The following is a 24,926-nucleotide window of genomic DNA, read 5'->3' on the forward strand; positions in this document are numbered from 1 at the left end:
AACACCGAACGCCCGCATAGCGCGCTGGGATACTTAACGCCGGAGCAGTTTGCTCAGGCGCATCGGCAACAACGGTTTTTAACCCTGGACTCTATGTCGGTGCCGTACTAAGTCTGGGGGCAGGTCACAACGCAAAAAATAGGCCAACCAGAACAAGCAGCGTCTTGTGCCACCAACACCGCTCAAGCTGTAGTGCGGCTAGTAAGCCTCCGAGACTTAAGGATCCGTCGCCAGGTGAAAAAACATGCCTGGACTGATGCCTAAAGGCCCATCCCATGCTTTACCATTTTCCGGTATTGCAGGCAGCCCCGAATCTCATCCACGCTAAGGAGACGATCCATGCCAAAGTTTGTGACGATCGGATATGGTGACCAGGAGGGTTACGATCGCACCCCACAGACCATCCGAAACGCAGCGCATGCGCACGACGCAAAACTGCAAGACGACGGTGTATTGATGGGCATTGCAGGCAAGCCCGTACAAGTACGCAACCACGAAGCAACTCGGGTCGAAACAACGCCCGGCCCATTCATGAAGTCGCCCTTGCCAGTGGCCGGCTTCGCCATCATTGAAGCCGCCGACATGGCCGAAGCTATAGAAATGGTGTCGCAAACGCCCTGCGCCGTCGCGCACGGCGTCGTTGAGGTGTGGCCGCTGGAACAGCCGTAGCGACACCTTTCGTTCGCACCGTAGATTTATTTCTAGCGAGAACAAGGGAATAACAGCCAGCGCCTATCCCCCACCCCGCATTCACAAATGCCGATGGCTGCAAACCATAGCCTGCCCGGTCAGCCCCTCGATCAGCCTGGCCAGCCCCCTCGCGCTACCCTCATCCAGCCATTCCGTCCGAACCATCCGAAACCCCATCGCCAAGCTGTACTGCCAATCCAGCTCCAATATCCGGTAATCGCGCCCATTCTCCGCACAATGCCATTGCGCCGCCGGATCCTCGTAAGCCGCCCCAATAAAATCAACATGCGAGTCGAACGGCGGCATAGCTTCCAGCAATTCATCTGACCCCGGCAAGCTAGGCTCGGACAGATTCTCCCCCACCGCCACATGCGGCTCAGGCCCGTCATAAGCCAGCAGCATCAACGGAAAATTCTTGGGGTCCGCATCATAGGAGGCTCGCGTATCGTCAGTCAGATAGGCACGAGCCGCCGGCCCCAGGCAGTATTGCGGGCTGTTCCAGTCGCTGCTCTCGTTATCCGCATACCGATCCCCCGGCGTAATACCGTGCTCAGCCAGCAACGCCATGGCCTCTGCCATCGTGTCGTTATGGCGTATCGGTATCTCCACCGGCAGATACCCCGCCCCCACGTACATGGCGATCACGTCTCCCGTGGTGCGCAGGCCTTCTTGATACTGGTACGAACCTTCGTTCAGGCTGGCCAGATCGAAGCTCAGGTTCAACAGCGCGCGATACGGAATGCCGTCGCCGCGCGGTTCCATTACATATCCACCTTCCAGCAGTTTGATTTCCAGCGACCGCCAATCAGGCGGCGGCAAATGCATGTCGCGGGGGCACAGAAACTGGTGGTGTTCGGACATGGGCTGGACTCACTCTGCTGAGGTGGTTGGGGCCGGCGAATTGTAAGCTGGCGCCCCGCGCATTTCCCTAGGCAGAGGAATCAGGCAACGCGAACACTTAATCCACTTTCGCCCCCGACCGCTGCACCAGCGGCACCCATTTGGCGATATCCGCCTGGATAAATGCAGCCAGTCCGCTGGGCGGCCCGTCGTGGAAGATCTCATACCCCAAGGCCTGCAGCCGCTGGCGCTGTTCTGCGCTATCCATGACTTTGCGCGCCGCGGCGTTGAGTTTCGCCACGACGTCCGGCGGGGTGCCGGCGGGGGCCATCAGGCCGAGGTCGACGGTGATGACGTAGCCCTGCACGCCCTCTTCCATCATGGTCGGCACGTCTGGCAGCAAGGGGGATCGGGCCTCGCCCGTGACCGCCAGGGCGCGCAGCTTGCCCTCCTTGACCAGGCCGGACACGCTAGGCGTGTTGTAGAAGGCGAAGGCGACCTCATGCGCCATGACGGCGGCCACGCCTTGTGGGGCGCCACGGTAGGGGATGTGCGCGGCCTGGGTGCCGGTGATCGACAGCAGCAGTTCGGCCGAGAGGTGGTGCGTGGTGCCGTTGCCGCCGGACGAGTACATCAGTTTGCCCGGCTGGGCTTTCAAGGCCGAGACCAGTTCGGGCACGGAGCGGTATGGGCTGTCGGTCGGCACGACCAGCACATTGGAGCCGCCGGCCAGATAGGCGACCGGCACGAAGTCCTTGGTCGGGTCGTAGGACAGCTTCGAGAACAGTCCCAGGTTGATGGCCCAGGTATTGTTGGAGCCCAGTACCAGCGTATAGCCATCGGGCGAGGCCTTGGCCACGTAGCTCATGGCGATCTGGCCGCCGCCGCCAGGCTTGTTCTCGACGACGACCGTTTGCCCAAGTTGCTGGCTAAGGCCGGGTTGGATGGACCGCGCCAGGATATCGGCCGTGCTGCCCGCCGCAAGGGGCACGACCAGCGTGATGGGACGATCCGGAAACGGCGCCGCCTCGGCTGGCGTCGCGACTAGCGACGCACAGGCCAGTACAGCCCCCAGTAGAACCCCTTGTAGTGTTTTCATGATGCCTCCGCGCTGGCGCGAGCAATGGAAACCATGCGGGCTTGCATGATGCCAAGCAGCGTATCGGAGGCGACAACCCCGAAAAATAGGCGGGGTGCTATAGCGTCATGCCATCACGGCATGGCGGCGTCGCGGCGCAGGCGTTGGGAGACCGAGCGGACCACGGCGACGAAGGCCTGCGCCGCGGGAGACAGTGGGTAGTTGGCCAGGCGCGCGATGGAGATTGGCCATTCCAGCGCCGGATTACGCAAGGCGATGCCCTTGATGCCGGCGGGCATCTGCCCGCGCGCGATCTGCGGCAGCATGGCTACGCCCATGCCGGCCTGTATCAGGCCAATGGCCGTGGACAGCAGGACGACGCGCTGCTCCACGCGCGGATAGATATTCGCGGCGATCAAGCGGCGGCTGATGTTGAGCCAGGCGGGCGCTTCGGGATTCAGCTGGATGCAGGGCAATTCGGCCAGCACCTTGGCGTCGACCTGGTCCAGCCTGGCCAGGGGATGATCCATGCGCGCGAAGAGCGCGACGCCGCTGTCCGAAAGCTGTTCCACCATGATGCGAGAGTCGTCGTCCTGCATGACCGCGCCCAGGCCGACATCGGCCTCGTGCGACAGCAGGCGCGTGCGGATCTGCTGCACCATGCAATCGACGACGATCAGGTCCAGTTGGGGGTGGCGCTGGCGGAACTCCATCAGGATGTGCGGCAACAAGGTCGCCGCGCTGACGTGGCCCACGGCGACCATGACTTTGCCGCGCTTCAGGTCGGAGTGTTCGCGGCATTCCTGGATGGAACTGTCGATGGCCAGGATGGCGCGCCGCGCGGCGTCGACCATGGCCTGGCCGTCGCGGGTCAAGGAGACCTCGCGGCCGCGCACCACCAGCGGCTGGCCGACTTCGGCCTCCAAGCGGCGGATCAAGTGGCTGACCGAGGGCTGCGACAGGCCCAGGCGTTCGCCGGCCGCCGTGAAGCTGGCCGTTTCACCGATAGCGACCAGCGCGCGCAACTGGCGCAAGGAGACGGATTCGATCGGCTCGGTCATGTAGCGACGTCATGATGGAATAGTTTGCATACTATAGCTATATGGATGTGCGGTCCCTAAGATGGGATTTCCCTAACCCGCCAGGAACCGCAATGCCCCACTCTTCCTACGCCGCCGACCGCATGGGATCGGCCATCGTCGAACCCACCGGCCGCTTCGAAGCGGGCAGCTTCGCGTCGTTTACGCTGACGTACACGGCGGGCTATTTCGGCATCGACGACACTGGATCGATCAAGATCGTGCACCGCTTCGCCAGCGACATGGGCAAGCCGCAGTTCGATCAGCCGGACGGCTGGAACTACACCACGGTCGAGGCTTCCAACGGCGCTGTGTTGCAGGTCGAGTACGACGGCAAGCGCAACATCCGGCCCTGGGACAAGACGCTGTTCATCCGCGTGGTGCGCGGCTACCTGGAGGAAGGCGATCAAATCGTGGTGCGCTTCGGCGATACGCGGCAGGGCTCGCCCGGCATGCGGGTACAGACGTTCAGCGAGCCTACGTTCGAATTCAAGGTGCTGGTGGACGCCTTCGCCACCTACAACTACACCGAACTCCAACACTCGCCCACCATTGCCGTGGTGGCCGGGCCGCCGGTGGCCTACAAGGCCATCCTGCCCAGCCAGGCGGTGGCGGGCGAGCCCTTCAGCCTGGGTTTCAAGGGTGAAGACAAATGGGGCAACCCCAGCGACCAGGTAGCGGGCGAGTTCACCCTGCGCAGCAGCCTGCCGCTGCGCGGCCTGCCCGCCACGTTCACTATGCGCGAGGGCGAGTTTGCCGCGCGGCTTGAGGGATTGGTGGCCGAAGCGCCCGGCGAGCTGCGCATCGAGGTGCTGCGCGACGGCCTGCCCGTGGCGCAAAGCACGCCCTGCCGCATCGTCGCGGCAGGCAAAGGCACGCGCGGACACTATTGGGCCGACCTGCACGGGCAGTCCGAGGAAACCATAGGCACCAATTCCGCCGAGGATCTGATCCTGTTCGCGCGCGACCGCGCCTTTCTGGACGTCATGAGCCACCAGGGCAATGACTTCCAGATCACTACGCCGTTCTGGGAACAGCTGAACCAGCTGACCGCGCAATACAACCAGGATGGATCGTTCATCATCTTTCCCGGCTATGAATGGTCGGGCAACACCGGCCTGGGCGGCGACCGCAACGTGCTGTACCTGAAGGAAGGCCGCCCCATCCATCGTTCCTCGCACGCCCTGATCGACGACCTGTCGGACCTGGCGCTGGACGCCAACGATGCCGATGCGCTGTTCGACGCGCTGAAGGACGAGGATGTAGTGGTGTTCGCGCACATCGGCGGACGCTACGCCGACATTACGCGGTCCCATGACGCGCGGCTGGAGCGCTCCATCGAGATCCACTCCGACTGGGGCACCTTCGAATGGCTGCTGGAGGATGCCTTCCGGCTGGGCTACCGCGTGGGCATCCTGGCCAATAGCGATGGACACAAGGGCAGGCATGGCGCCAGCCATCCGGGCGCATCGTTGTTTGGCGCGTATGGCGGCCTGAGCTGTCTGATTGCCGACCAGCTGACCCGCCAGTCGATCGCCGAGTGCTTGCGCCAGCGCCGCCATTACGCCACCACCGGATGCCGCGCCTACCTGGACGTGCAAGCGCATTTCGATAGTCCGGCGCAGCGCTATTCCGATGATCCCAAGCTGGGCGCCCCGGTCACGCGCGAGCCCGTCACGCAGGCCGATATGGGCGCCATCCTGTCGTACGACGCCGACTCGCTGGAGCTGTCCTTCGAGGTCCTGACCCATGGCGCCATCGAGCGCGTGGAAGTCCGCAACCGCATGGACGTGGTGCAGACGCTGTACCCCTACGACGAGGCTGCGCTGGGCAGCCGAATTCGCATCGTGTGGGAAGGATCCGAGTACCGCGGCCGCGGCCGCCAGACGGTCTGGGACGGTAGCGCGACCCTCGAAGGCAACACCTTCGTCGATCCGCTGCCCATCAATTTCTGGAACTTGGACAAGACCTTGGCGCAACCCCGCCCCGACATGCTGAGCTGGCGCTCGCTGACCACCGGCGGCTATAGCGGCATCGACGTGCGGCTGAGCGATACGCGCGCCGGCGTGCTGAAAATCGACACGCCGGTGGTGCGTACCGAAATCCCCGTCGACCAGATCGGACTGGAGCCGGTCGTCGTGGAAAACGGTGGCATCCGGCGCCGGCTTCAGGTCTATCGCCTGCCTGACGAGAATCCGGTACAGCGGATGCAGGCCAGGGTGCGCGTGCCGCTGCACAGGGACTCCGACAATGCGGTGTACCTGCGCATCACGACCGAGGACGGCTTCCTCATCTACTCCAGCCCGATCTATGTGGAGCGGACCGGGTCTGGGCCGAAATAAGGCGGCCGGCCGCTAGGCGCCGGCGGCATCGATCAGTTCCGCCGAAGACTCCCGCAAGCACTCGGCAAACAGCTCTGTGGTGGACGTCGTCGTATCTTCGCGCCAATACAGAATCGCCTCGCCCAATGGCCCCAGCGGCGGCAGCGGCAGCATCCGCATGGTTCCGCGCTGCACGTAGCGACGCGCGAGCGACAGCGGCAGGATGGAGACATATCCGCCGTCGCGCAGCAAGGACAGGTTCAGCGCCAATGAACTGGACTCGATGGTCGGGCGCAACAGGGTCACGCCATGTTCGGCCAGGATCTCGACCATGGTCGCAAAAGCGGGCGAACCCTGCATCGGCGTGATCCAGCGCACGTCCTGCAGGTCGTCCCAGGCCACAGGGGTGTCGGGGCCGCCCAATGGGTGACGCGTACCCACCACGAACACGAACGGCTCGTGATGCAAGGACTCGTGGCGCATGACCGGCAGATTCCCTGTCACGCGGTTGCGGCCCAAGGCCAGGTCGAGATTGCCTTCGTCCATCATCTTGAGCAGGCGGTCGAGCGTGGCTTCGACGAACGAGAACGAGGCATTCGGCGCGCGCCGCGTGAACAGTTCGACGGCATGCGCGATCAAGGGCTGGGGAATCGTCACCACGGCGCCGAATCTGACGTGGCCCGCCGTGCCGGAGGCCAGCGCCTTGACGTCGCGCCGCGCCAGTTCGATCTGGCGCAGGATCTCGCGCCCGCGTTCGACCAGTACGCGGCCTATGCGCGTCAATTCAATGGCGTTGCCCACGCGGCGCACGACCGGCGTGGCCAGCGCCTCCTCGATCTCCGCGATCTGCTTGGAGATGGCAGGCTGCGTGACGTGGAACGCCGCGGCTACCCGTGTCACCTGGCGCAGCTCGCCCAGCGCCACCAGGATGCGCAGATGCCCTAGCTTCAGGCCGCTGCGGAAGAATCGTTCTATCGAATTGTCGGTCGGCGTGCTGGCGGACATGTCGTGAATGGAAAGACGGGGGGATCGGTCGCCATCAGGTAACGGCGCAAGCCGCCAATCATAACCAAACGGTAATGCCAAATGCGGAAAGTGTGATTTGCCGCCGGGTCCGGGCAGCCCGTACCCTTCGAACGGACAGCACTGTAGCGCAGGCCTTTCGTGAAGCATCGACGATCAACCGGGAACAAAGATTGATCCCACGCCGATGCCGCATCGCATAACCGAACTCGCAGGCTGCCGAATAACTCGATGTGCCCCATGGCACACACCCACGGAGACAACACCCATGAGCTCGTCCCTTTCCGGCGGCGCGCCGGCCTATGCCGGCGCGCAGGCCGCGCAGAATCCTGCGCAGCTAGACGCGCTGTACCGCAAGCTGGCCTGGCGCATCATGCCGTTCCTGTTCCTGTCGTTCATCGTCGCGTACATCGACCGCGTGAACGTGAGCTTCGCCAAGCTGCAAATGCTGGCCGACCTGTCGATGTCGGAAACGGTCTACGGCTTGGGGGCCGGCGTTTTCTTCCTGGGCTACTTCATCTTCGAGGTGCCCAGCAATCTGATCCTGCATCGCGTGGGCGCGCGCATCTGGATCGCGCGCATCATGGTCACGTGGTCCATCATTTCCTGTCTGACGATGTACGCGCAGGGGCCGTTGTCGTTCTATCTGCTGCGTTTCCTGCTGGGGGTGGCCGAAGCCGGCTTCTTCCCGGGCATCGTGCTGTACCTGTCGACCTGGTTCCCGTCGAGCCGCCGCTCGCAGATCATCGCGCTGTTCATGGTGGCCATTCCGGTGTCGGGCGCCATCGGCGGTCCGCTGTCCGGCTGGATCATGGAGCGGTTCGGCGGCGCGCATGGCCTGGCCGGCTGGCAGTGGCTGTTCCTGGTTGAAGGCCTGGGGTCGCTGCTGGTCGGGATTGCCGCCTTCTTCATGCTGCAGGACCGGATCGAGACGGTGAAGTGGCTGAACGCGGATGAGAAGCGCCTGCTGGCGCAGGATCTGGCGGCCGACGACAGCACGCGGGCCCGCCATAGCGTGCGGCATGTGTTCGGCGACCGCAAAGTGTGGCTGCTCGGCCTGCTCTATTTCTGCATCGCCATGGGCAATTACGGCCTGGTGTTCTGGCTGCCGACGATGATACGGGCCGCAGGCGTGGCCAACCTGGGCAATATCGGCCTGCTGTCGGCGGTGCCGTCGCTCGTCAGCGCGGTGGCGATGATACTCATCGCGCGCCATGCGGACCGCACGAACGAACGCCGCATCCACGTTGCCGTGTGCTGTGTGCTGGGCGCCGCCGGCATGCTGGTATCGGTGCTGCTTGCCGAGCACCTGTGGTGGTCGATGGCCGCCCTCATCGTCGCCGCCATCGGCATCAATTCGATCGCGCCGGTCTTCTGGGGCATTCCCACCGCGATGATGAGCGGCGCGGGCGCGGCGGCTGCCATCGCGCTGATCAATTCGGTCGGTAACCTGGCCGGCTTCGTGAGCCCGTATGTCATCGGCTTTCTCAAGGACACCACGGGACAGCTGCTGCCCGGCATGATCCTGCTGGCCTGCGCGCTGGTCGGCGGGGCCTTCATCGCGCTGTCGCTGCGTACGAAGCGGGAGCAGGCATGAGCGCGCCTGTCTGCCTGGTGACCGGCGCGGCCAGCGGCATCGGGGCCGCCACGGCCCTGCGTTTCGCGCGTGAAGGCTGGGCCGTGGCCATCAACAATTTCGACGACGGCACGCGGGCGGCGGCCGAGGCGGTGGCCGCGCAGTGCAGCGAGGCCGGCGCGCAGGCCATCGTCGTGGATGCCGACGTGGGCGACGACGCTACCTGCCGCGGCATGGTCGATGCCGTCGCGGCGCGGTGGGGACGCCTGGACGCGGTCGTGAACAGCGCGGGCACGACCCGCGTGATTCCGCATGGCGACCTGGAAGCGGTCGACGCCAGCGAATTCGAACGCGTCTATCGCGTGAACCTCATCGGCATGTTCCAGATGACGCGCGCCGCGGCTCCCCTGTTGCGCGAGCGTCCGGCAGGCGCGGCGTCGGGCTGCGTGATCAATATTTCTTCGCTGGCGTCCTTGAATGGCACGGGATCGTCCATCGCCTATGCGGCCTCGAAGGGCGCGGTCAATTCGCTGACGCTGTCGCTCGCGCGCAATCTCGCCCCGCAGGTCCGTGTGAATGCCATTGCCCCGGGCATGGTCGACGACGGCCTGCTGCGGCGCGTGCTGGGCGACGAGGCCTACGCCCGCGTGATCGACGGCATGCGCGAGAACGCGCCGCTCAAGCGGGTGTCGCAGCCTTCGGAAGTCGCGGACCTGGCCTGGTTCATCGCCGCCCGCGCGCCGGCGATGACCGGCCAGGTGCTGGCCCTGGAAAACGGCTTGATGCTCAATACCTGAGCGTCCTCCGATACTGATACTAGGAACACCATCCATGAAAGATCTGCACAAACACCGCTCCCGCACGGTCACCGAGGGCGTGACGCGCGCCCCGCACCGCGCCTTCCTGCGAGCCACGGGCCTGGACGACGAGGCCATCGACAAGCCGTTCGTCGCCATCGTCGACACCTTCGGCGAGAACACGCCCTGTTCCATGTCGCTGAACCAGATTTCGGACAACGTGCGTCTCGGGATCGCGGCCGGCGGCGGCGTGCCGATACGCGGCTCGGCGATCTCGGTCTCCGACGGCACGTCGATGAATCACTCGGGCATGCGGTTCTCGCTGGTTTCGCGCGAGACCATCGCCGACAGCGTCGAGTTGTTCGTGCGCGCCCACTGCTACGACGCGCTGGTCGGGGTGGCCGGTTGCGACAAGACCCTGCCCGGGATCCTGATGGGCATGGTGCGCGTGAACGTCCCCGGCGTGTTCCTGTTCGGCGGCGCGATGCTGCCGGGCGTGGCGCCGGACGGCTCGCAGGCCACGATCCTGACGGCCATCGAGGCCGTGGGCGCGGCGCAGCGCGGCGACATGTCGGCCGAAACGCTGCGCGGCATAGAAAAGCGTTGCACGCCGACCGCAGGCTCCTGCCCGGGGCAATTCACGGCCAACACCATGGCGATGGTCGCCGAAGTGCTGGGGCTGGCTCCGCTCGGCTCGGCAATGGTGCCGGCCGTCTACAGCGAACGCATCGCGATTGCCCGCCGCGCCGGTGAGAACGTCATGCGCGCACTGCGCAATGGCGGGCCGCTGCCGCGCGACCTGGTGACGCGCAAGAGCCTGGAGAACGCCTGCGCGGCCGTCGCCGCCACCGGCGGGTCGACCAATGCCATGCTGCACATCCCGGCCATCGCCCACGAAGCAGGCATCACCTTCACGCTCGACGACGTGTCGGAAGTGCTGGCGCGCACGCCGCTCATCGGCGACATGCAGCCGGGCGGACGCTATCTGGCCGTGGACCTGCATCATGTCGGCGGCGTGCCGGCGGTGCTCAACGCCCTGCTCGCGGGCGGCCATATACACGGCGACACGCTCACGCAAAGCGGCGAAACGCTGGAAACGGCGCTGCGCGCCTTCCCCGGCCCGGACGGCCGCGTGGTCAAGCCGCATGACGAACCGCTCTCGCCCAACGCGGGGCTGGTGGTCCTGCGCGGCAATCTAGCCCCGGACGGCGCCGCGCTGAAGACCGCCGGCCTCAAGCAGCTGGTGTTCTCGGGCACGGCGCGGGTATTCGAGACGGAAGAAGACTGCATGGCCGTGGTTGCCGCCGGTACCTATCGGGAAGGCGACGTCCTCGTCATACGCAACGAAGGGCCCAAGGGCGGCCCGGGCATGCGTGAAATGCTGAGCGTGACCGCCGCGATCTACGGGCAAGGCATGGGAGAAAAGGTCGCGCTGCTGACCGATGGCCGGTTCTCGGGCGCCACACGCGGCATGTGCATCGGCTATGTCGGCCCCGAAGCGGCGGCGGGTGGCCCGATACGCCTGCTGCGCGACGGCGACCGCATACACATCGACGCGGTCAAGGGCAGCCTGGACGTCGAACTCTCCGACGAGGAACTCGCGCAACGGGCGAAGGCCAGCCAGCCGTTCGCGCGCGGCAGGCTGGGCGGCGTGCTTGAGAAATATGAAGCACTGGTGCGTCCGGCCAAGCTGGGCGCAGTGACCCATTCCGGAGCCGTGAACTGGCCTTACGAACCGTCGCTCGGGGAAGCTCCTGCCCAAGGGGGCCAGGAATGACGAAGACGCCGCGCATCGGTTTTTGCGGCATCGGCCGCATGGGTGAACCCATGACCCGGCGGCTGTTGGCCGCTGGGCACGAGGTCGCCGTCTGGAACCGCTCCAGCGCGAAGCTCGACTCGCTTGCCGCTGCCGGGGCCGTGGCAAAGGCAACGCCGCAGGCGCTGGGCGAGAGCGTGGACATCGCCCTGCTTTGCCTGGGCGACGGCCAAGCCGTGGAGGACGTGGTGTTCGGCGAGCACGGGCTGGCGCAAGCCGCCACGCCGCCCGCTTGCCTCATCGACCATTCGACCTTGTCGCCCGCGCTCACTCGCGCCCTGGCTAGGCGCTGGGCGACGGCGACCGGCGGCGTGTGGATCGATGCGCCTGTCTCGGGCGGCACGGACGGCGCAGCGGCCGGCAAGCTGGCCATCATGGCGGGCGGACCGACCGACACGATCGAAGCCGTGACGCCCCTGATACGCGCCTACGCCGCGCGCGTCACGCGCCTGGGCGAGGTCGGCGCGGGCCAGACCACCAAGCTCGCCAATCAGGCCATCGTCGCGACCACGCTCGCCGGCCTGGCCGAAGCCTTCGTGCTGGCCAAGCGCAGCGGCATCGATACCGCCGCCCTGCCGTCGGCCCTGCAAGGCGGTTGGGCCGACTCCGTGCTGCTGCAAACGTTGTGGCCGCGCATGGAGACCTCGCCCGAGCAAGCCACCGGCACGGTGCGCGTACTGCTCAAGGATCTGGACGCGATCGCCGAACTGGCCGAAGCGAGCGCCACGGTCCAACGCGTGCTGCCGGAAGTGCGGCGCCTGCTGCAGGATGCCGCGCAGCGCGGCATGGGAGATTGGGATCTATCTCAAGTTTTCCGGATCGGTGAAGCGGAGAGCCAGGCCGGCGCGTAACGGACTGCGCGATGGGGAGCGCCTGGCGCCCCCCCCTCCTCCGTCAACCCAACGGCAACTCCAGCACCTGCTTCGTCGTCATGATGTCGCCGAAGGTGTCATCGATGCTCGCCAGCGCGGCGCGATGCAGCATCGCATGCGGCAAGGCCGACTGTTCCCCCGCACCCGTATCCAGGTCGCGCGTGGCGCAGGCATCGGCCGCCACGATCACCTGATAACCCAGCGGCACTGCGTCGCGGGCCGCGCCTGCGACGCAGGCGTGCGTCATCAGACCGGTGATCACCAGCGTGCGTACGCCAGCCGCCTTCAGGCGCTGGTCGATGTCGGTGCTGGGAAACACGCTGACCGTGGACTTGCGCAGCACCGTATGGCCCGCCGCGGGGCTCAGGTCGGGGTGGAATTCGATGCCCGTGCTGCCATCGGCGAAGACCGGGCTGCCGGCGGGCGTGGCGTGCTGGATGTGGAAGACCGGGATGCCATGCTGATCGGCGTGCGCAACGAGCTGCGCGGCGTTGCGCAGGGCCGCCGGGCCTTCAGGAATGGGCAGCCTGCCGCTGAAGTATTCATTCTGGAAGTCGATCACCAGCAAGGCGGTGCTGGCCGGGTCGATGGACTGCGGGGCGGTGGCGCCGGCGATGGCGCGAATGGTCGGGTGGTTCATCGTAGGTCCTTGATCTGTAGGCGTTTAGTGTGCCGTTCACGCGCGAGGGCGAACGGCATCAAGGATGCGCCATCGGGCATTAACCCGAAAGTGGCCCGAATACCAATTAGTGATAGGATCGGGCCAAATCCGCGTTCCTGCCTCTTGTGCCATGCATACCATCGCCGTCGTCGCCTTCGCGGGCATCAGTTCCTTCCACCTGTCCGTGCCTTGCATGGTGTTCGGCGACGATCTGGCCCGGCTGGGCGTGCCGCGCTATCGCCTGCTGGTTTGCGGCGAAGCTGTCGGACCCGTCGCGACCATGTCGGGTTTCGATATCCATGTGCCGCACGACTATTCGGCCCTGGCCGAGGCCGACACGGTGATCGTGCCCGCCTGGCGCGATCCGGACGAGCGTCCGCCTGAAACCATGCTGCAGGCCCTGCGCGAGGCGCATGCGCGCGGCGCGCGGGTCATCGGCTTGTGCCTGGGCGCCTTTGTGCTGGCGGAGGCCGGCCTGCTGGACGGCCGCCCGGCTTCGACGCACTGGGTCTGGAGCGACGACTTCGCCCGCAAGTACCCGCAGATCCGTCTCGACCGCAAGGCCCTGTACGTGGACGACGGCGACATCCTGACCTCGGCCGGCACCGCGGCCGCCATCGATTGCTGCCTGCACCTGCTGCGCTGCGACCATGGCGCAGAACTCGCTAACCGGGTGGCCCGCCGCATGGTGATGGCGCCGCACCGCGATGGCGGGCAGGCGCAGTACATCGAACGGCCGCTGACGCGGGAGGACGGCGGCGACCCGATAAGCGTCGCGATGGAATGGGCCATCGAGCATTTGCAGGAGCCGCTGGGGCTGGACCGCCTGGCCGACCACGCCGGACTGAGCCGCCGCAATTTCACCCGGCGCTTCAAGCTGAAGACGGGCACGACGGTGACGCAATGGGTGCTGAACCACAGGCTGGCTGCGGCGCAGCGCCTGCTGGAGACGGGCGGGCTGTCGGTGGACCGGGTGGCCGAGGCTACGGGGTTCGGGTCGACGGTGTCGCTGCGGCAGCATTTCACGGCGGCGTTTTCGGTGTCGCCTGCCGCTTATCGGAAGCAGTTCCGGCAGCGGTGATGGAGTTTTGTATCGACGAACCAAGGCTCGGATGCTGGCCAGGTTTGATCGATGCGCGCGGCGCAACAAATAATTCAAACAGAGTTCGTCTTTTCAAGCTGGCGCTCGCCAACTAAGCATAGTCAAAAACAAGATTTAGCCTCCCTTCTCCCCACGCTATATTTTTTTCATCAGCCGCGCCTCGCACAGAGCCGGATCGAACCGCCCCTGGCCATCAATCGTCGCGGCGCTTATTAATCATCCAGCGGCATCACACCGGAAAGCGATGAAGAGAAGAATGTCCAATGAGACACAGGGAGTCTTTTTCTTGCGGGCGATGCGTGCGCTGCGCGGCGGCGCACACGCCCTTGCAGGACGCCTCAGCCTGCCGCTCATCATTATCGCGGCTTGGCAATCGGCTTCCGTCACAGGCCTGATTTCGCCCACCCTCTTGCCCTCCCCGCTCCATGTCGCCGAGACAGTGGCGTACCTGATCGACAGCGGAGAACTCTGGCGCCACGTCAGCGCCAGCGGCCTGCGGGTGATACAGGGCTTCGTCGCGGCTGCCGCGCTGGCGCTGACATTGGGAATCTCCATGGGAATCTTCAACCGCCTGGAGCGATTCGTGGATTTCCTGATTCAAATACTCAAGCCGGTTCCCCCTATCGCCTGGATTCCGCTGTCGGTCCTCTGGTTTGGCATTGACGAAGGCGCCAAGATTTTCATCATCGTGCTCGGCAGCTTTTTTCCGATTCTGACGACTACCGTGGACGCCATCCGCCAGACGGACCGGCGCTACGTGGAGCTGGCCCGGACGCTGGAGCTGCCCCGCCATCTGTTCATCCGCAAGATCATGCTTCCGGGCGCGACGCCGCAGATCATGAGCGGTCTGCGCATAGGCCTGGCCATGGCCTGGATGTGCGTTGTAGCCGCCGAGCTGATAGCAGCGCCCAGCGGCGTAGGCTTTCTGATCATGGACGGCCGGGCGATGTCCCAGGCAGATTTGGTGCTGGCAGGCATGCTGACCCTGGGTGTGCTTGGGAAGATCACTGACGACGTTCTACGGGCTGTGGAACAACCGCTGGTCCTATGGCGTCCTCAGTTCAAGGGGATGACACGCACATGAACGTCCTATCGCAAGCGCAGCAACGGGCAGGCAACGGCATGCAAGCCCTGAATGTGAGCAAGCAATACCTGGGTCCCCATGGCCAGCATGTGGCTGCGTTGGTGAACATAGATCTCGTCTTTCCCGAAGGCAGCATCACCTGCGTGGTGGGGACCAGCGGTTGCGGCAAGAGCACCTTGCTCAGGATCCTGGCGGGGCTGGATGGCGATCATGGCGGCAGCGTCACGCTAGGCGCACAGACTTTCTCCGGGCCATCGCTCCAACGCGGCGTGGTGTTCCAGGACCATCGCCTGCTGCCCTGGATGACGATTGCGGAAAATGTGGCACTGGGCCTGCACCGCGAGACCGCCCAGAGACGCCGGGAGATCGTGGACCAGAAGCTGGAGTTGGTTGGGCTATTGGCGTTTCGCGACACCTATCCTGCACAGCTTTCGGGCGGCATGGCCCAACGTGTAGCCATTGCACGTGCGCTGGCGCATGAGCCGCGCGTGCTGCTGCTGGACGAGCCGTTCGGCGCGCTGGACACCATCACCCGGCTGCAGATGCAGGATGAGTTGCTCCGAATCCGCGAGAAGGAACGGGTGACGACCGTGCTGATCACCCATGACATCGAGGAAGCCGTCTATCTGGGCGATCGGATTGCCGTCCTGTCGAGCAGGCCGGGCACGGTACGGGCCGTGGTCGATGTCGAATTGCCTCACCCGCGCAAGAGGACAAGCGCCAGCTTCGCGGCCTTGCGCCAGTCGCTTTACGAGCAATTTCTACAACATGCCTCCGGAGCGCCGCCAAGCAACGTGCCAGAGCGTGGCGATACGGCTTACACCCCGATAACAGGTGGCACCCATGCGTGATCGATTCCGGAGCCTGATGACAGCGGCGGCTTTCGGCGCAGTCTTGCTCTGCTCCATGGCGGCCCACGCCACCGATACGCTGCGCCTGGGCGTCATGCCCTTCGTGCCGTATTCGGCAAGCCTGCTGGCCCGGCAATACGGTTGGGTGGAAGAGGAACTGAAAAAGGCCGGCCACGACGACGTCAAAGTCATCTGGACGCAATTTTCCGGCGGCCCGCCGATCAATGAGGCGTTTGCTTCCGGCGACCTGGACATCGCCGCGCTCGGTGACACTGCCGCATTGATCGGCCGCGCTTCCGGAATCGACGATCGCATTATCGGTCTGTCATACAAGGGAGAGGAAACGCTGGCGCTGATGGTGCGCAAGGATGCGCCATTCCAGAGCGTGGCAGAGCTCAAGGGTATGAAGGTGGCGACGTTGCGCGGGGGAAACGTGCATGAACTGCTGGCGCTTATCCTTGCCGAATCCGGCCTGAAACTGTCGGACGTGCAGTTTCTCAACCTGTCTCTGCAGGACATGAACACGGCCCTGCTCAATAGCGATATTGACGCCGCGCTGGTGTGGGACCCCGTCTTCACTCAGTTGGAAACCGAAGGCCAGGCACGCACGCTGCGCGATGGCAAGGGCCTCAAGAGCAATCTGATTCCCATCATCGCCTCCGCATCGCTCATCCAGCAGAAGCCCGAGTATGTCCAGGCCTACCTGCGCGGTATCGCCCGCGGCGCCGACGCGCTGAAACGCCGGCCCCAGGAAACGGCCGCCGAGCTGGCTCCTGTTTTCGGATTGAGCCCGGCGCAGACGTTGACCGCATTCAGCCGTTCCACCTGGGTCCCGCGTCTGGACGCGCAAGCGTTGGCCGAACTGAGGCGTTCAGTCGAGTTCCTGTTGGGCAATCGAATGATCCGCAAGCCCCTGGATCTGGACAAGTTTGTCGATCCTGCAGACGCCGCGACCACAGACCTGACGGGATATTTGGGATCCGCCCGTGATCCCTCCCACCCGATCCCGGCGGGAGTGCCCCATGCCTGAATCAAACAAAGGCATAGCGCCCCAAAACACGGATGATCAACCCCGGGCCTTGCCGGCGCGGCTGGTGCTTTGGCCTGCGGCGCGCCCTGATTTCCAAGCCGTTCGCGACATCGTGCTCGAAGCTGAAGCGTTGGGCGCAAGCGCGGCGCTGATCACAGGCGGACGCGGCGCGCTGGAACCTTTGACCGTGGTAGGCGCGCTGGCGCCGCTGACCGCACGCATAGGCCTGCTCGCCGAAGTCGACGCTGCCGAAACCCATCCCTATACCGCTGCCCGCCGACTGGCGGCGCTCGATCACATCAGTGGCGGCAGGATTGGCTGGTCGCTGACTGGCGCTCGCGAACCTGGCCGCATTCGGGACTACGTCGATGCGGTGCATGCGCTCTGGGATAGTTGGGATGACGATGCCCATCGATTCGACAAGCGCAGCGGCGTCTACATCGATACGGATCGGATCGCGGCAGCGGACCACGCAGGGCCGTTCTATCGCGTGGCAGGCCCGCTCGATATTCCTCGACCGCCGCAGGGCCGCCTGCCCAGGGTGGGCGATGACAGCACTGCAGATGTCTCTTTCAGTGAGTGGATTGACGTCGTGGCAGTTCCGACCGCATGGCGCAAGCTGCGCGCCCGGTTCGAACCGGGCGTCGCAGATACCGCCGGACGGCCGCCTCGGACGCTGCGGCGCGAGTTAGGCCTATCGGACATTCCCCCGCAGTACTCCAACCGTCTTGCCGCCGCCCCAAATCCATGACCGCTCAAGATCGATCGTTGATTCTGCTCGTGAACGCCTTTGTCGCGGGCCACCACGAGGGGGCTTGGCGGCTGCCCCAAGCTCAACCAGAACGCCTGCGTGACATCCGCTATCACCAGGAGATCGCCCGCCTCGCCGAGACTGGGGGCTTTCATGCCATGTTCGTCGCGGATTTCTTCGTGTTCAATCCGGGCGCGCGCCATAGCCCGCGCTGGGAACTGGATCCGCTGACGCTCCTGTCGGGTGTCGCGCAGGCGACCGAACGGCTGGGCTTGATCGCAACAGGATCGGCCACGCTGAGCACGCCGGAAGAAATTGCGCGCACCTTTTCCACGTTGGATCATGTCAGCGCCGGACGCGCCCTCTGGAACATCGTGACCAATGGCGATCCCGCGGCAGCCGCCAATTTTGGACAGGACAAGCCCGTACCGCATCAGCAGCGCTACCAGATCGGCGCGCAGGCTGTTCAAGACGTGCTGCAGCTTTGGCGCAAAGGACAGGACGTGCCAGCGCCAGTCCAGTCGCATCCGGTTCTGGTGCAGGCCGGGTCTTCATCGGATGGCCGCGACTTCGCCTCGCGCTATGCCGAACTGGTATTCACCGCGCAAAACACCATCGGGGAGGCACATGCGTTTCGTCACGACTTGCTGACACGCGCCGCGGCGCATGGACGCAAGCCTGATGCTGTGAAGCTCATACCCGGCATCAGCCCCGCCATCGGCAGCACGGTTGAAGAGGCGCGCCGCAAAAAGCGCGACCTTGACGAGTTGATCGTACCGGAAGCTTCGCTGGCGTGGCTGGCTGGCTTTGGAATCGATCTGGGAGCCCACGACCTGGACGGTCCCCTGCCGCCGATATTGGGTGACATCGATAGATTCGAAGGGATAAAAAGCCGTTTCGGGGTAATCGCTTCGGTAATCGAACGCCACCGCCCGACGACCATCCGTGCGTTGCTCCAGTTACTTGCGGGCAGTCGCGGCCATGCCAGCCTGAGCGGCACGCCGAAGAGCATCGCGGACCTGATTGCCGAGTGGTTCCAACAGGGCGCGGCCGATGGCTTCATGCTGATGCCGCATGCTTTCCCGAGCGAGTTCCAGTTGTTCGTGGACGAAGTCGTGCCCTTGCTACGCCGACGCGGCTTGCTGCGGGATGGAGACCGGCAAGCGGGCTTGCGTGAACGCCTGGGGTTGCCGATGGAAGGGCTGGGCGAGCGAATCTAGGAAATATCTGCGCAATGCCCCCCAGATGAGGGTCTGAAAAGGCATCCGTCTGCCGCAGTAGGCCAAGGGCCTATGAAATGGGACAAAAGCGGCGCTATCGCCCGCAATCGACGAGCATCTGCCCCCCTACTCCAGAGGCACGAAGAAAATCCCGCCATATCGGTACATTTACATCCGCTCCTGCCGTAAATCTAGCTAAGTCTGGTTTATTGAAAACAGGAGTTTGATGTGGCAGAAAAAGGCTTGATCCGTGGACTTGTGATCGGCGTACCCTCATTGGTGGTTTTGGGAGCCGCTTCCCTCTCCATGCTGGGGTATGGTGCAGCCAGTGCCATTGAAAGCCGCTTTGGCGTGCCTACGGAATTGACGTATGACACGCCACTAGATCTTCTGCATCTCTCCAGTCACGCGTTTTCCGGCTGGATAGAAATTGCGGACGAGATACACACCCTCGAAAACTTCAAACTGTTGGCCATCGTCATGGCGGCCATAGGCCTCGCAATCACTTTGGTTTTCATTGGCTCGCACACGCCGAAAGTGCGCGAACCCGTGATAAAGGCCGGAAGCAGCATCGCGCTCATGCTCTCCAAGATTCCCGGCTGGCAGTTCATTCAAAGAGGCCGGAGATGGCTGCGCAAGGAAATAATCGGCTTCATTCCACTAGCCGCACTCAGCATTGCACCTTGGCTACTTATTTTCGCCATGAAGACCGTGCTGATTCTATTTGCCCTCCTTCCCTATTTGGGATACGTGGGGGCAATGAAACAGCTCCAAACCTGGATAGTTTCCGCTGAGCATTGCACCCCAATCGGCAGCAGAAATGAGAGATTGATTCTCTCCGACCTTCCAAAGACATCTGCCCAGCAAGAGAACAAAAGCAAGGCCACTCCATGCCTCGCTCTCTGGAGAAACGGTTCCATGATTGCAGAAGGCCGACATGTCGCGTCAACCGGAAGCACCATCATCCTTTTTGATCCGGTAAGCGGCAATGTGACGATAGAGCGGACCGAGGGAAGCTCCTTGCGTTTACACGGCCTTTCCGCAATGACGCTGAAAGAGTTGATTGAAACTCCCAACACCGACAACTAAGGCGGAAAATGGCTCGATTATTTGATAGAAAACATCTATAGCCTTGAAATAATCATAGCAAAATATATAAAATTACTTGCCTATAGCAAACAATAATATGCCTTAAGCAAGTAATTGGAACTCCCCCATGACAGAGCAATCGCTCTACGACCGCGCCGAAGCGGTCCGGCATTTCAACCGTTTCTACACCCGCCAGATCGGCGTCCTGCATGAGCACCTGCTGGCCAGCGAGTTCTCGCTGACCGAAGTCCGCATTCTTTATGAACTGGCCCACAGGCCGGCGCTCAGCACGTCGGACCTGTGCCGGGAACTGAACCTGGACGCCGGGTATGTCAGCCGCGTGATCTCGGGCTTCGAGAAGAAAGGCTTGATCGCCAAGACGCGCTCGGCCGCGGATGCCCGCGTCGGCCTGCTGGAACTGACAGAGGCCGGCCGGGCGGCGTTTGCTCCGCTCAATGAAGCGTCCCGCAACGAGATCATCGCCATCCTCAAACAGCTATCGGAGCCGGCGCAAGCGCAGCTGGTCAATGCCATGAACGAAATCCAGAACCTGCTCGGCGACAAAGCCCCCCTGCCCTATGTGCTGCGCGATCCGCGCCCGGGCGACATGGGGCTGGTGGTGGCAAACCAGGCCATGGTCTATGCGCAAGAATTCGGCTGGAACTCGGAGTACGAGGCGCTGGTGGCCGAGATCGTGGCGAAGTTCATCCGGGAGTTCGACCGCGAGCGAGAGCGCTGCTGGATCGCGGAGAAGGACGGGAAGATGGTGGGCTCTGTCTTCGTGGTGCGGCAGGACGAAACCACGGCGAAGCTGCGCCTGCTGTATGTGGACGGCTCCGCGCGCGGGCTGGGCATAGGCCATCGGCTGGTCGACGAGTGCCTGCGTTTTGCGCGGCAGGCGAGCTACAAGCGCATGGTGTTGTGGACCAATAGCGTGCTGACGGACGCGCGCCGGATCTATGAAAAGGCCGGCTTCGAACTGGTCGAGGAAGAACAGCACCACAGTTTCGGCAAGGATCTGGTGGGACAGTATTGGGCGCGGGATCTGTAGGCCACGCGATGCATCCCTGCGGCCAGATCAAATCCGTTTCCACGGACAGGCTCGACTCCGATGAGTGAACGCGCCCAGGCCATATGCGCCGCCGCCGTCACAGGCGCGCTTGTGGGGGCCGCGATGGTGTCCACCCGCGCGGTGTCGAGCGACGTGTCGCCCGAGACGCTGGCTTTCCTGCGTTATGCCATCGGGGCGCTCGTGCTTGCCGTGCCCATGCTGCGGCGATGGTCTGTACGGTTCACGGCCAAGGATTTCTGCGCGGTGGCGGGCCTGGGCATACTGCAATTCGCGCTGCTGATATTGCTGTTGAACTACGCGCTGGCCCGGCTGCCGGCCGCCACTTGCGCGCTGGTGTTTTCCACGCTGCCGCTGGTAACGCTGTGCCTGGCGATTGCCACGGGACGCGAGCAGTTCAGCTGGCCGCGGCTGATCGGCGCGGGCGTGGCGGTCTCTGGGATTGCGCTATTGCTGCAACCCTCTGCCGCCGCGGTGGGCAGCGCCGCAGATGGCTGGGCATGGGCCGCCTTGTTGGGCGCGACCTTCATCGGCGCGGCTTGCAGTCTTTTATATCGCCCGTACCTGCGTCGCTATCCATCCATGTATGTCAGCGTGGTGGCGATGCTGGTGTCGGTCTTGTTCCTGGCGGGCGTCTGCCTGGCGCGAAGCGCGCCATTGCTGCCCAGCCTGTCCGGCTTTCAATGGGCGAACGTGGTGTTCATCGGGCTTTCCAGCGCGGTGGGCTATTTTTGCCTGCTGTGGGCGTTGAGCCGCCTGGAGGCAAGCCGGGTAATGTCGTTTCAGGCGCTGGCGCCGATCACGGCAGTATTGATCGAGCTGCTGAGCGGCTCGTATCCGCTGACCTGGCGCCTGACGGGGGCTTTTGTTCTGGTGTTATCGGGCGTCTGGTTCGGCACGCATGAACGGCGCGCGAGCGCCGCTTGACTCTGCCCCTGGAGCATCAAACCGTTCAAGTTTCTGGATTGATCCGGGCGCGCGTCTTCTCGTCCAGGATGCTGCGCACCAGCGCAAACAAAGGATCCGCGTCGGTGTGCTTCTGGCCGTAGGTCAGGTTGAACCCATAGTCGAAATCCGGCGGATTCAAACCCTGCGTGTGCTGCAGGATGGTTTCCAGCTTGTCCAGGGCCTTGACGGCTTTGGCTTCCGGCGTGGCGCCATCCTCATATTCCTGCCAAAGCGCCAGGATTCCTGCGCGCTGTTGCTCATCCAGGGAGCGGGTCAGGTGCAGCAGGTCGGCTTTCTCCTGTTTGGCCTTGTCCGGATGATGGTGTTTCTCGATGGCGGGCACGTCGCCATGGATGGCCTCGCCCAGATCGTGCAGCACGCACAGCTTCAGAACCTTGAGCATGTCCAGACCGGCCAACTCGTCTTCGAAGGCCATGGCCATCAGGCACAGGCGCCAGCTGTGTTCAGCCGTGCTTTCGGGGCGGCCGGTGGACGTGAATCCGCTACGCAGCACGCTCTTGAGTTTTTCGGCTTCCTGCAGAAAGGCCAGCCGGCCTTTGATGTTCTCGATATTCATTTCAATTCCAACCCAATGCGGCGCGGCCATGGGCCGCGCCCGCCATCACAAGGTCGGCTGCGGAATGGGAATATCCTTCGATATCAGGTCGCCGTCTTGAATCCTTGTGTCGCACCCGGAGCTAAGGCCCCACTTGGTGACCGTGCCGTCATCAATCCTGAACTTCTCCGTGCATCGGTAGATGGTGTTGTTGATGATGCCACGGACGTATTCGTACGAAATGATCTTGCCGCCGCTGGACAAGGTATAGCTGTTGGTGGGCGGCCCCCATTTGGAAACCAGCTTTTCTTCGCTTTCGCCAACCCACGATTGCATCATGTCAGCCCTGGTTTCCTGGCGTTCATTGTTGATCATATTGCCTAGCGGGGAACCCGCGCACCCGGCAAGCAGTTGAGCCACAAGAACCGTCAAGATTAGCTTCTTCATTTATTTTTTCCCCTGGGATCGGCCTGACATGGCCGTGGATTGCAAAGACAGCAGCTCGCAGTGCGGCCTAGCGGCAAGATTCCTTCGGCAGATCGAACCCGACCTTGACGCTGGTCGCGATCACGTTCTTGAAAGCTGCATCGGCGACGCTGTTGTAGCGGGCGTCGCAATTGAATTTGTTATTGAGCAGGTAATCCTTGCCTTCCGCCTTTTCCATCTGCGTGGCCCATTTCTCGGCTGCATCCAGCGCCTCGTCTCCGGCCTGTACAAAGCCCAGCATGATTTCCATGCCACCGGCTGCGCGAGGCGCGGTCCAGCTTGCGTACACCCAGGGATCGGCGGCGTTGCCGCAGTCGGTCAGGCAATCTGCCGTATACGTCAGGTCAGAGCCAAAGGCGGCGGGGGTGATTTTCTGCCCAGGCTTGGGCGCATATTCGCCGATGAAGCTGGCGAGGTCGGGCTTGCAGGTTTCAGAGGGTTCCATGCTCAATGCCGATACCTTGCCCGACTGGATCGTCGCGGTGATCAGGCAGCCCTGCACGTCGAACACGCGATCGTCGCCATAGGATTCCTGCGGCGCGCCGGCTATCGTTTCGAAATGCGCCTGGCTCTTGCCCAGCATTTTTCCATTGAAGACTTCCTGCACGGTGGCGGCCTGCGCAATATTGCCGCCGGCCATCAGCAGCCCCATGGCCAAAACTCTGAAATACATACTGGATCAGGCTCCGTCGAATATGGGTTTTGCCGCGGGCCAAACCTCGCGCGCAAACGGAGCGTATTCAAACATAGATGGCACTGCACGGATGGGCAAAAAATCGGCAATTCACCGGCATACGCCTGCGGATACTTCGCATTCACTGGAAGCCGCGGATTCAAGCAGTAACAACTGCGCCAGCGGGGCAACAAATTATCACGTTTACGGTACGGCCCTGGCAGATCGCCGTATGACCGGCCTCCGATTAACGCTTAGGCGCGAATATCACCTTGACCGGCGCGCCCTGCTTGACCGTGCTGGCCCAGGGGCCATTCTTCGGTTCGAACGCGGGATGCCAGGCCCTGAGTTCCGTATCGGATATCCATTCAAGCTGCAGTTGCTCATCAGGCGTATACGACCGGAACTGCGTCAGCGCCACGATGAACGCATTGCACTTTTCCGACACGCCGGTCTCGACCACGGATACCTGGGTCTGCTCGTCCCAGGTCAGCGACCCGCGCTGCGGGCATTTGCGGACCTCGACGTGATACTTTCCGCCAGGCGAAGGGAGATCGGCGATGATTTTTTCGGGACCGCAAGCCGTCAGCAGCATGGACGACAGCAATACCAGCGGAATGCTTTTTTTCATTGAAAAGCCTTCTGACCGTGAAGGAGGTCAATCCGTGAAAACCTGCGCATGATACCTTGCGACCTTGCGCACCGTTGAAGCCTGAAGCGTTCACACATGGACGATCGATGAACACACCTACGCAATACTGCAGCCAGAAGTTTGCCCTCAAGCCCTGGAGGCTCGCATGCCGATAGCCCTGGCCGATCTGGAACAAGGCGTCATGGAGCTGTTGCGCGCACAGCCCGCGTTCGCTGGCTGGAAGAAAAAGGGCAAGCGTCGCCTGTGGCGAGCCTGCGGCGAATTGCAGCAAGGCGTGGAACTGATCCGCTACAAGGGCTCGTTCGACGACGCGCAGCACGTGTCCTTGGGCGTTTACGTGTCCTTTCCGTATGAAAAGGAATGGCCGGTCTACGTGCCAGCAGAAGTCTGGAACAAGGGGCGCATGTACCGCCGCGCCTATTTGAAGCCAGCTGCCGGGCTAATCCTGGAACCTACGTTGGGCAGCGGCGCGGTGCTCAAGATCAGCGATGCCCGGGGCATGGAGGAATGGCTGACGACCTTGGCGACGGATATTGAAAACCATCTTGCGCCCTGGTTTCAGCGATATGCGACGTTGGAGGAAGCATGGTACGAGTATCGGATTCCATCCTGGCGTCTGATTGCGGCAGGCCTGAATCCGAATGAAGGCGACGCCCGCTGAA

At 63.4% G+C, this 24,926-nt stretch carries 25 protein-coding genes; 16 read left to right on the forward strand and 9 right to left on the reverse strand.

From position 1 onward, the window contains the following. Positions 1 to 339 precede the first annotated feature (339 nt). Positions 340 to 669, forward strand: a complete 330-nt coding sequence (locus IB268_RS22785) for a YciI family protein (RefSeq protein WP_192354837.1) — start codon at positions 340 to 342, stop codon at positions 667 to 669. Between the two features lie 81 nt (positions 670 to 750). Here the strand turns inward: IB268_RS22785 and IB268_RS22790 are convergent, their stop codons facing one another. From IB268_RS22790 to IB268_RS22800, 3 genes are all read right to left on the reverse strand, one after another. Then, on the reverse strand, positions 751 to 1,551 hold the full coding sequence (locus IB268_RS22790; RefSeq protein ID WP_192354838.1) for a hypothetical protein: 801 nt from the start codon (positions 1,549 to 1,551) through the stop codon (positions 751 to 753). Positions 1,552 to 1,648: 97 nt separating this feature from the next. Continuing rightward, complete coding sequence (locus IB268_RS22795; RefSeq protein ID WP_192354839.1) at positions 1,649 to 2,629, reverse strand: tripartite tricarboxylate transporter substrate binding protein; 981 nt, start codon at positions 2,627 to 2,629, stop codon at positions 1,649 to 1,651. Positions 2,630 to 2,742: 113 nt separating this feature from the next. After that, positions 2,743 to 3,669, reverse strand: a complete 927-nt coding sequence (locus IB268_RS22800) for a LysR family transcriptional regulator (protein WP_059373274.1) — start codon at positions 3,667 to 3,669, stop codon at positions 2,743 to 2,745. Between the two features lie 92 nt (positions 3,670 to 3,761). On the opposite strand from IB268_RS22800, the gene IB268_RS22805 reads away from it, so the two are divergent. Further along, on the forward strand, positions 3,762 to 6,029 hold the full coding sequence (locus IB268_RS22805; RefSeq protein ID WP_192354840.1) for a DUF3604 domain-containing protein: 2,268 nt from the start codon (positions 3,762 to 3,764) through the stop codon (positions 6,027 to 6,029). A 12-nt stretch (positions 6,030 to 6,041) separates the two neighbouring features. On the opposite strand, the gene IB268_RS22810 is transcribed toward IB268_RS22805, so the two are convergent. Continuing rightward, positions 6,042 to 7,013: a LysR family transcriptional regulator gene (locus tag IB268_RS22810; RefSeq protein WP_192354841.1), complete on the reverse strand. Its 972-nt coding sequence runs from the start codon at positions 7,011 to 7,013 to the stop codon at positions 6,042 to 6,044. A gap of 286 nt (positions 7,014 to 7,299) precedes the next feature. Between IB268_RS22810 and IB268_RS22815 the strand changes: the two genes are divergently transcribed. The 4 genes from IB268_RS22815 to IB268_RS22830 are packed head-to-tail and all read left to right on the forward strand — an operon-like array spanning position 7,300 to position 12,071. Next, positions 7,300 to 8,628 carry an MFS transporter gene (locus IB268_RS22815; RefSeq protein WP_192354842.1) on the forward strand — a complete coding sequence of 443 codons (1,329 nt, stop codon included), beginning with the start codon at positions 7,300 to 7,302 and terminating at the stop codon, positions 8,626 to 8,628. Beyond that, positions 8,625 to 9,404, forward strand: a complete 780-nt coding sequence (locus IB268_RS22820) for an SDR family NAD(P)-dependent oxidoreductase (RefSeq protein ID WP_192354843.1) — start codon at positions 8,625 to 8,627, stop codon at positions 9,402 to 9,404. Before IB268_RS22815 ends, IB268_RS22820 begins: the two co-directional genes overlap by 4 nt. A gap of 34 nt (positions 9,405 to 9,438) precedes the next feature. Then, on the forward strand, positions 9,439 to 11,181 hold the full coding sequence (gene ilvD, locus IB268_RS22825) for a dihydroxy-acid dehydratase (protein ID WP_192354844.1): 1,743 nt from the start codon (positions 9,439 to 9,441) through the stop codon (positions 11,179 to 11,181). Further along, positions 11,178 to 12,071 carry an NAD(P)-dependent oxidoreductase gene (locus tag IB268_RS22830; RefSeq protein WP_192354845.1) on the forward strand — a complete coding sequence of 298 codons (894 nt, stop codon included), beginning with the start codon at positions 11,178 to 11,180 and terminating at the stop codon, positions 12,069 to 12,071. The genes ilvD and IB268_RS22830 overlap by 4 nt, the downstream gene beginning before the upstream one ends. Positions 12,072 to 12,114: 43 nt before the next feature. Here IB268_RS22830 and IB268_RS22835 read toward each other — a convergent pair whose 3' ends face one another. Then, complete coding sequence (locus IB268_RS22835; RefSeq protein ID WP_192354846.1) at positions 12,115 to 12,732, reverse strand: cysteine hydrolase family protein; 618 nt, start codon at positions 12,730 to 12,732, stop codon at positions 12,115 to 12,117. Positions 12,733 to 12,883: 151 nt separating this feature from the next. Here IB268_RS22835 and IB268_RS22840 point away from each other — a divergent pair, with 151 nt between their 5' ends. From IB268_RS22840 to IB268_RS22880, 9 genes are all read left to right on the forward strand, one after another. Further along, complete coding sequence (locus IB268_RS22840; RefSeq protein WP_054456291.1) at positions 12,884 to 13,834, forward strand: GlxA family transcriptional regulator; 951 nt, start codon at positions 12,884 to 12,886, stop codon at positions 13,832 to 13,834. A gap of 277 nt (positions 13,835 to 14,111) precedes the next feature. Further along, a complete protein-coding gene (locus tag IB268_RS22845) occupies positions 14,112 to 14,939 on the forward strand; it encodes an ABC transporter permease (RefSeq protein ID WP_225591460.1) in 828 nt (275 codons plus the stop codon). Next, entirely contained in the window at positions 14,936 to 15,790 is an 855-nt protein-coding gene (locus IB268_RS22850; protein WP_225591461.1) for an ABC transporter ATP-binding protein, read from the forward strand. The genes IB268_RS22845 and IB268_RS22850 overlap by 4 nt, the downstream gene beginning before the upstream one ends. Then, a complete protein-coding gene (locus IB268_RS22855) occupies positions 15,783 to 16,820 on the forward strand; it encodes an aliphatic sulfonate ABC transporter substrate-binding protein (protein WP_192354848.1) in 1,038 nt (345 codons plus the stop codon). Before IB268_RS22850 ends, IB268_RS22855 begins: the two co-directional genes overlap by 8 nt. After that, complete coding sequence (locus tag IB268_RS22860) at positions 16,813 to 17,571, forward strand: LLM class flavin-dependent oxidoreductase (protein WP_192354849.1); 759 nt, start codon at positions 16,813 to 16,815, stop codon at positions 17,569 to 17,571. Before IB268_RS22855 ends, IB268_RS22860 begins: the two co-directional genes overlap by 8 nt. Then, positions 17,568 to 18,791: an LLM class flavin-dependent oxidoreductase gene (locus tag IB268_RS22865; RefSeq protein WP_192354850.1), complete on the forward strand. Its 1,224-nt coding sequence runs from the start codon at positions 17,568 to 17,570 to the stop codon at positions 18,789 to 18,791. The genes IB268_RS22860 and IB268_RS22865 overlap by 4 nt, the downstream gene beginning before the upstream one ends. A 228-nt stretch (positions 18,792 to 19,019) precedes the next feature. After that, positions 19,020 to 19,880: a hypothetical protein gene (locus IB268_RS22870; RefSeq protein WP_192354851.1), complete on the forward strand. Its 861-nt coding sequence runs from the start codon at positions 19,020 to 19,022 to the stop codon at positions 19,878 to 19,880. A gap of 127 nt (positions 19,881 to 20,007) precedes the next feature. Then, positions 20,008 to 20,931, forward strand: a complete 924-nt coding sequence (locus IB268_RS22875) for a bifunctional helix-turn-helix transcriptional regulator/GNAT family N-acetyltransferase (protein ID WP_192352367.1) — start codon at positions 20,008 to 20,010, stop codon at positions 20,929 to 20,931. 60 nt (positions 20,932 to 20,991) lie between these two features. Beyond that, entirely contained in the window at positions 20,992 to 21,876 is an 885-nt protein-coding gene (locus tag IB268_RS22880) for a DMT family transporter (protein WP_192354852.1), read from the forward strand. A 25-nt stretch (positions 21,877 to 21,901) separates the two neighbouring features. Here the strand turns inward: IB268_RS22880 and IB268_RS22885 are convergent, their stop codons facing one another. The 4 genes from IB268_RS22885 to IB268_RS22900 form a co-directional block, all read right to left on the reverse strand. After that, on the reverse strand, positions 21,902 to 22,474 hold the full coding sequence (locus tag IB268_RS22885; RefSeq protein ID WP_192354853.1) for an HD family hydrolase: 573 nt from the start codon (positions 22,472 to 22,474) through the stop codon (positions 21,902 to 21,904). Positions 22,475 to 22,519: 45 nt separating this feature from the next. Continuing rightward, on the reverse strand, positions 22,520 to 22,900 hold the full coding sequence (locus IB268_RS22890) for a hypothetical protein (RefSeq protein WP_192328409.1): 381 nt from the start codon (positions 22,898 to 22,900) through the stop codon (positions 22,520 to 22,522). Positions 22,901 to 22,967: 67 nt separating this feature from the next. Further along, entirely contained in the window at positions 22,968 to 23,612 is a 645-nt protein-coding gene (locus IB268_RS22895) for a hypothetical protein (RefSeq protein ID WP_192354854.1), read from the reverse strand. Positions 23,613 to 23,859: 247 nt separating this feature from the next. Further along, positions 23,860 to 24,243, reverse strand: coding sequence for a hypothetical protein (locus tag IB268_RS22900; RefSeq protein ID WP_192354855.1), 384 nt, complete (start codon positions 24,241 to 24,243; stop codon positions 23,860 to 23,862). A gap of 166 nt (positions 24,244 to 24,409) precedes the next feature. Here IB268_RS22900 and IB268_RS22905 point away from each other — a divergent pair, with 166 nt between their 5' ends. Then, complete coding sequence (locus tag IB268_RS22905) at positions 24,410 to 24,925, forward strand: hypothetical protein (RefSeq protein WP_192354856.1); 516 nt, start codon at positions 24,410 to 24,412, stop codon at positions 24,923 to 24,925. Position 24,926 lies beyond the last annotated feature (1 nt).

Origin of the sequence: Achromobacter sp. ACM01 (assembly GCF_014851745.1) — a bacterium.
In the GTDB taxonomy this organism is placed as follows: domain Bacteria; phylum Pseudomonadota; class Gammaproteobacteria; order Burkholderiales; family Burkholderiaceae_B; genus Achromobacter; species Achromobacter aegrifaciens.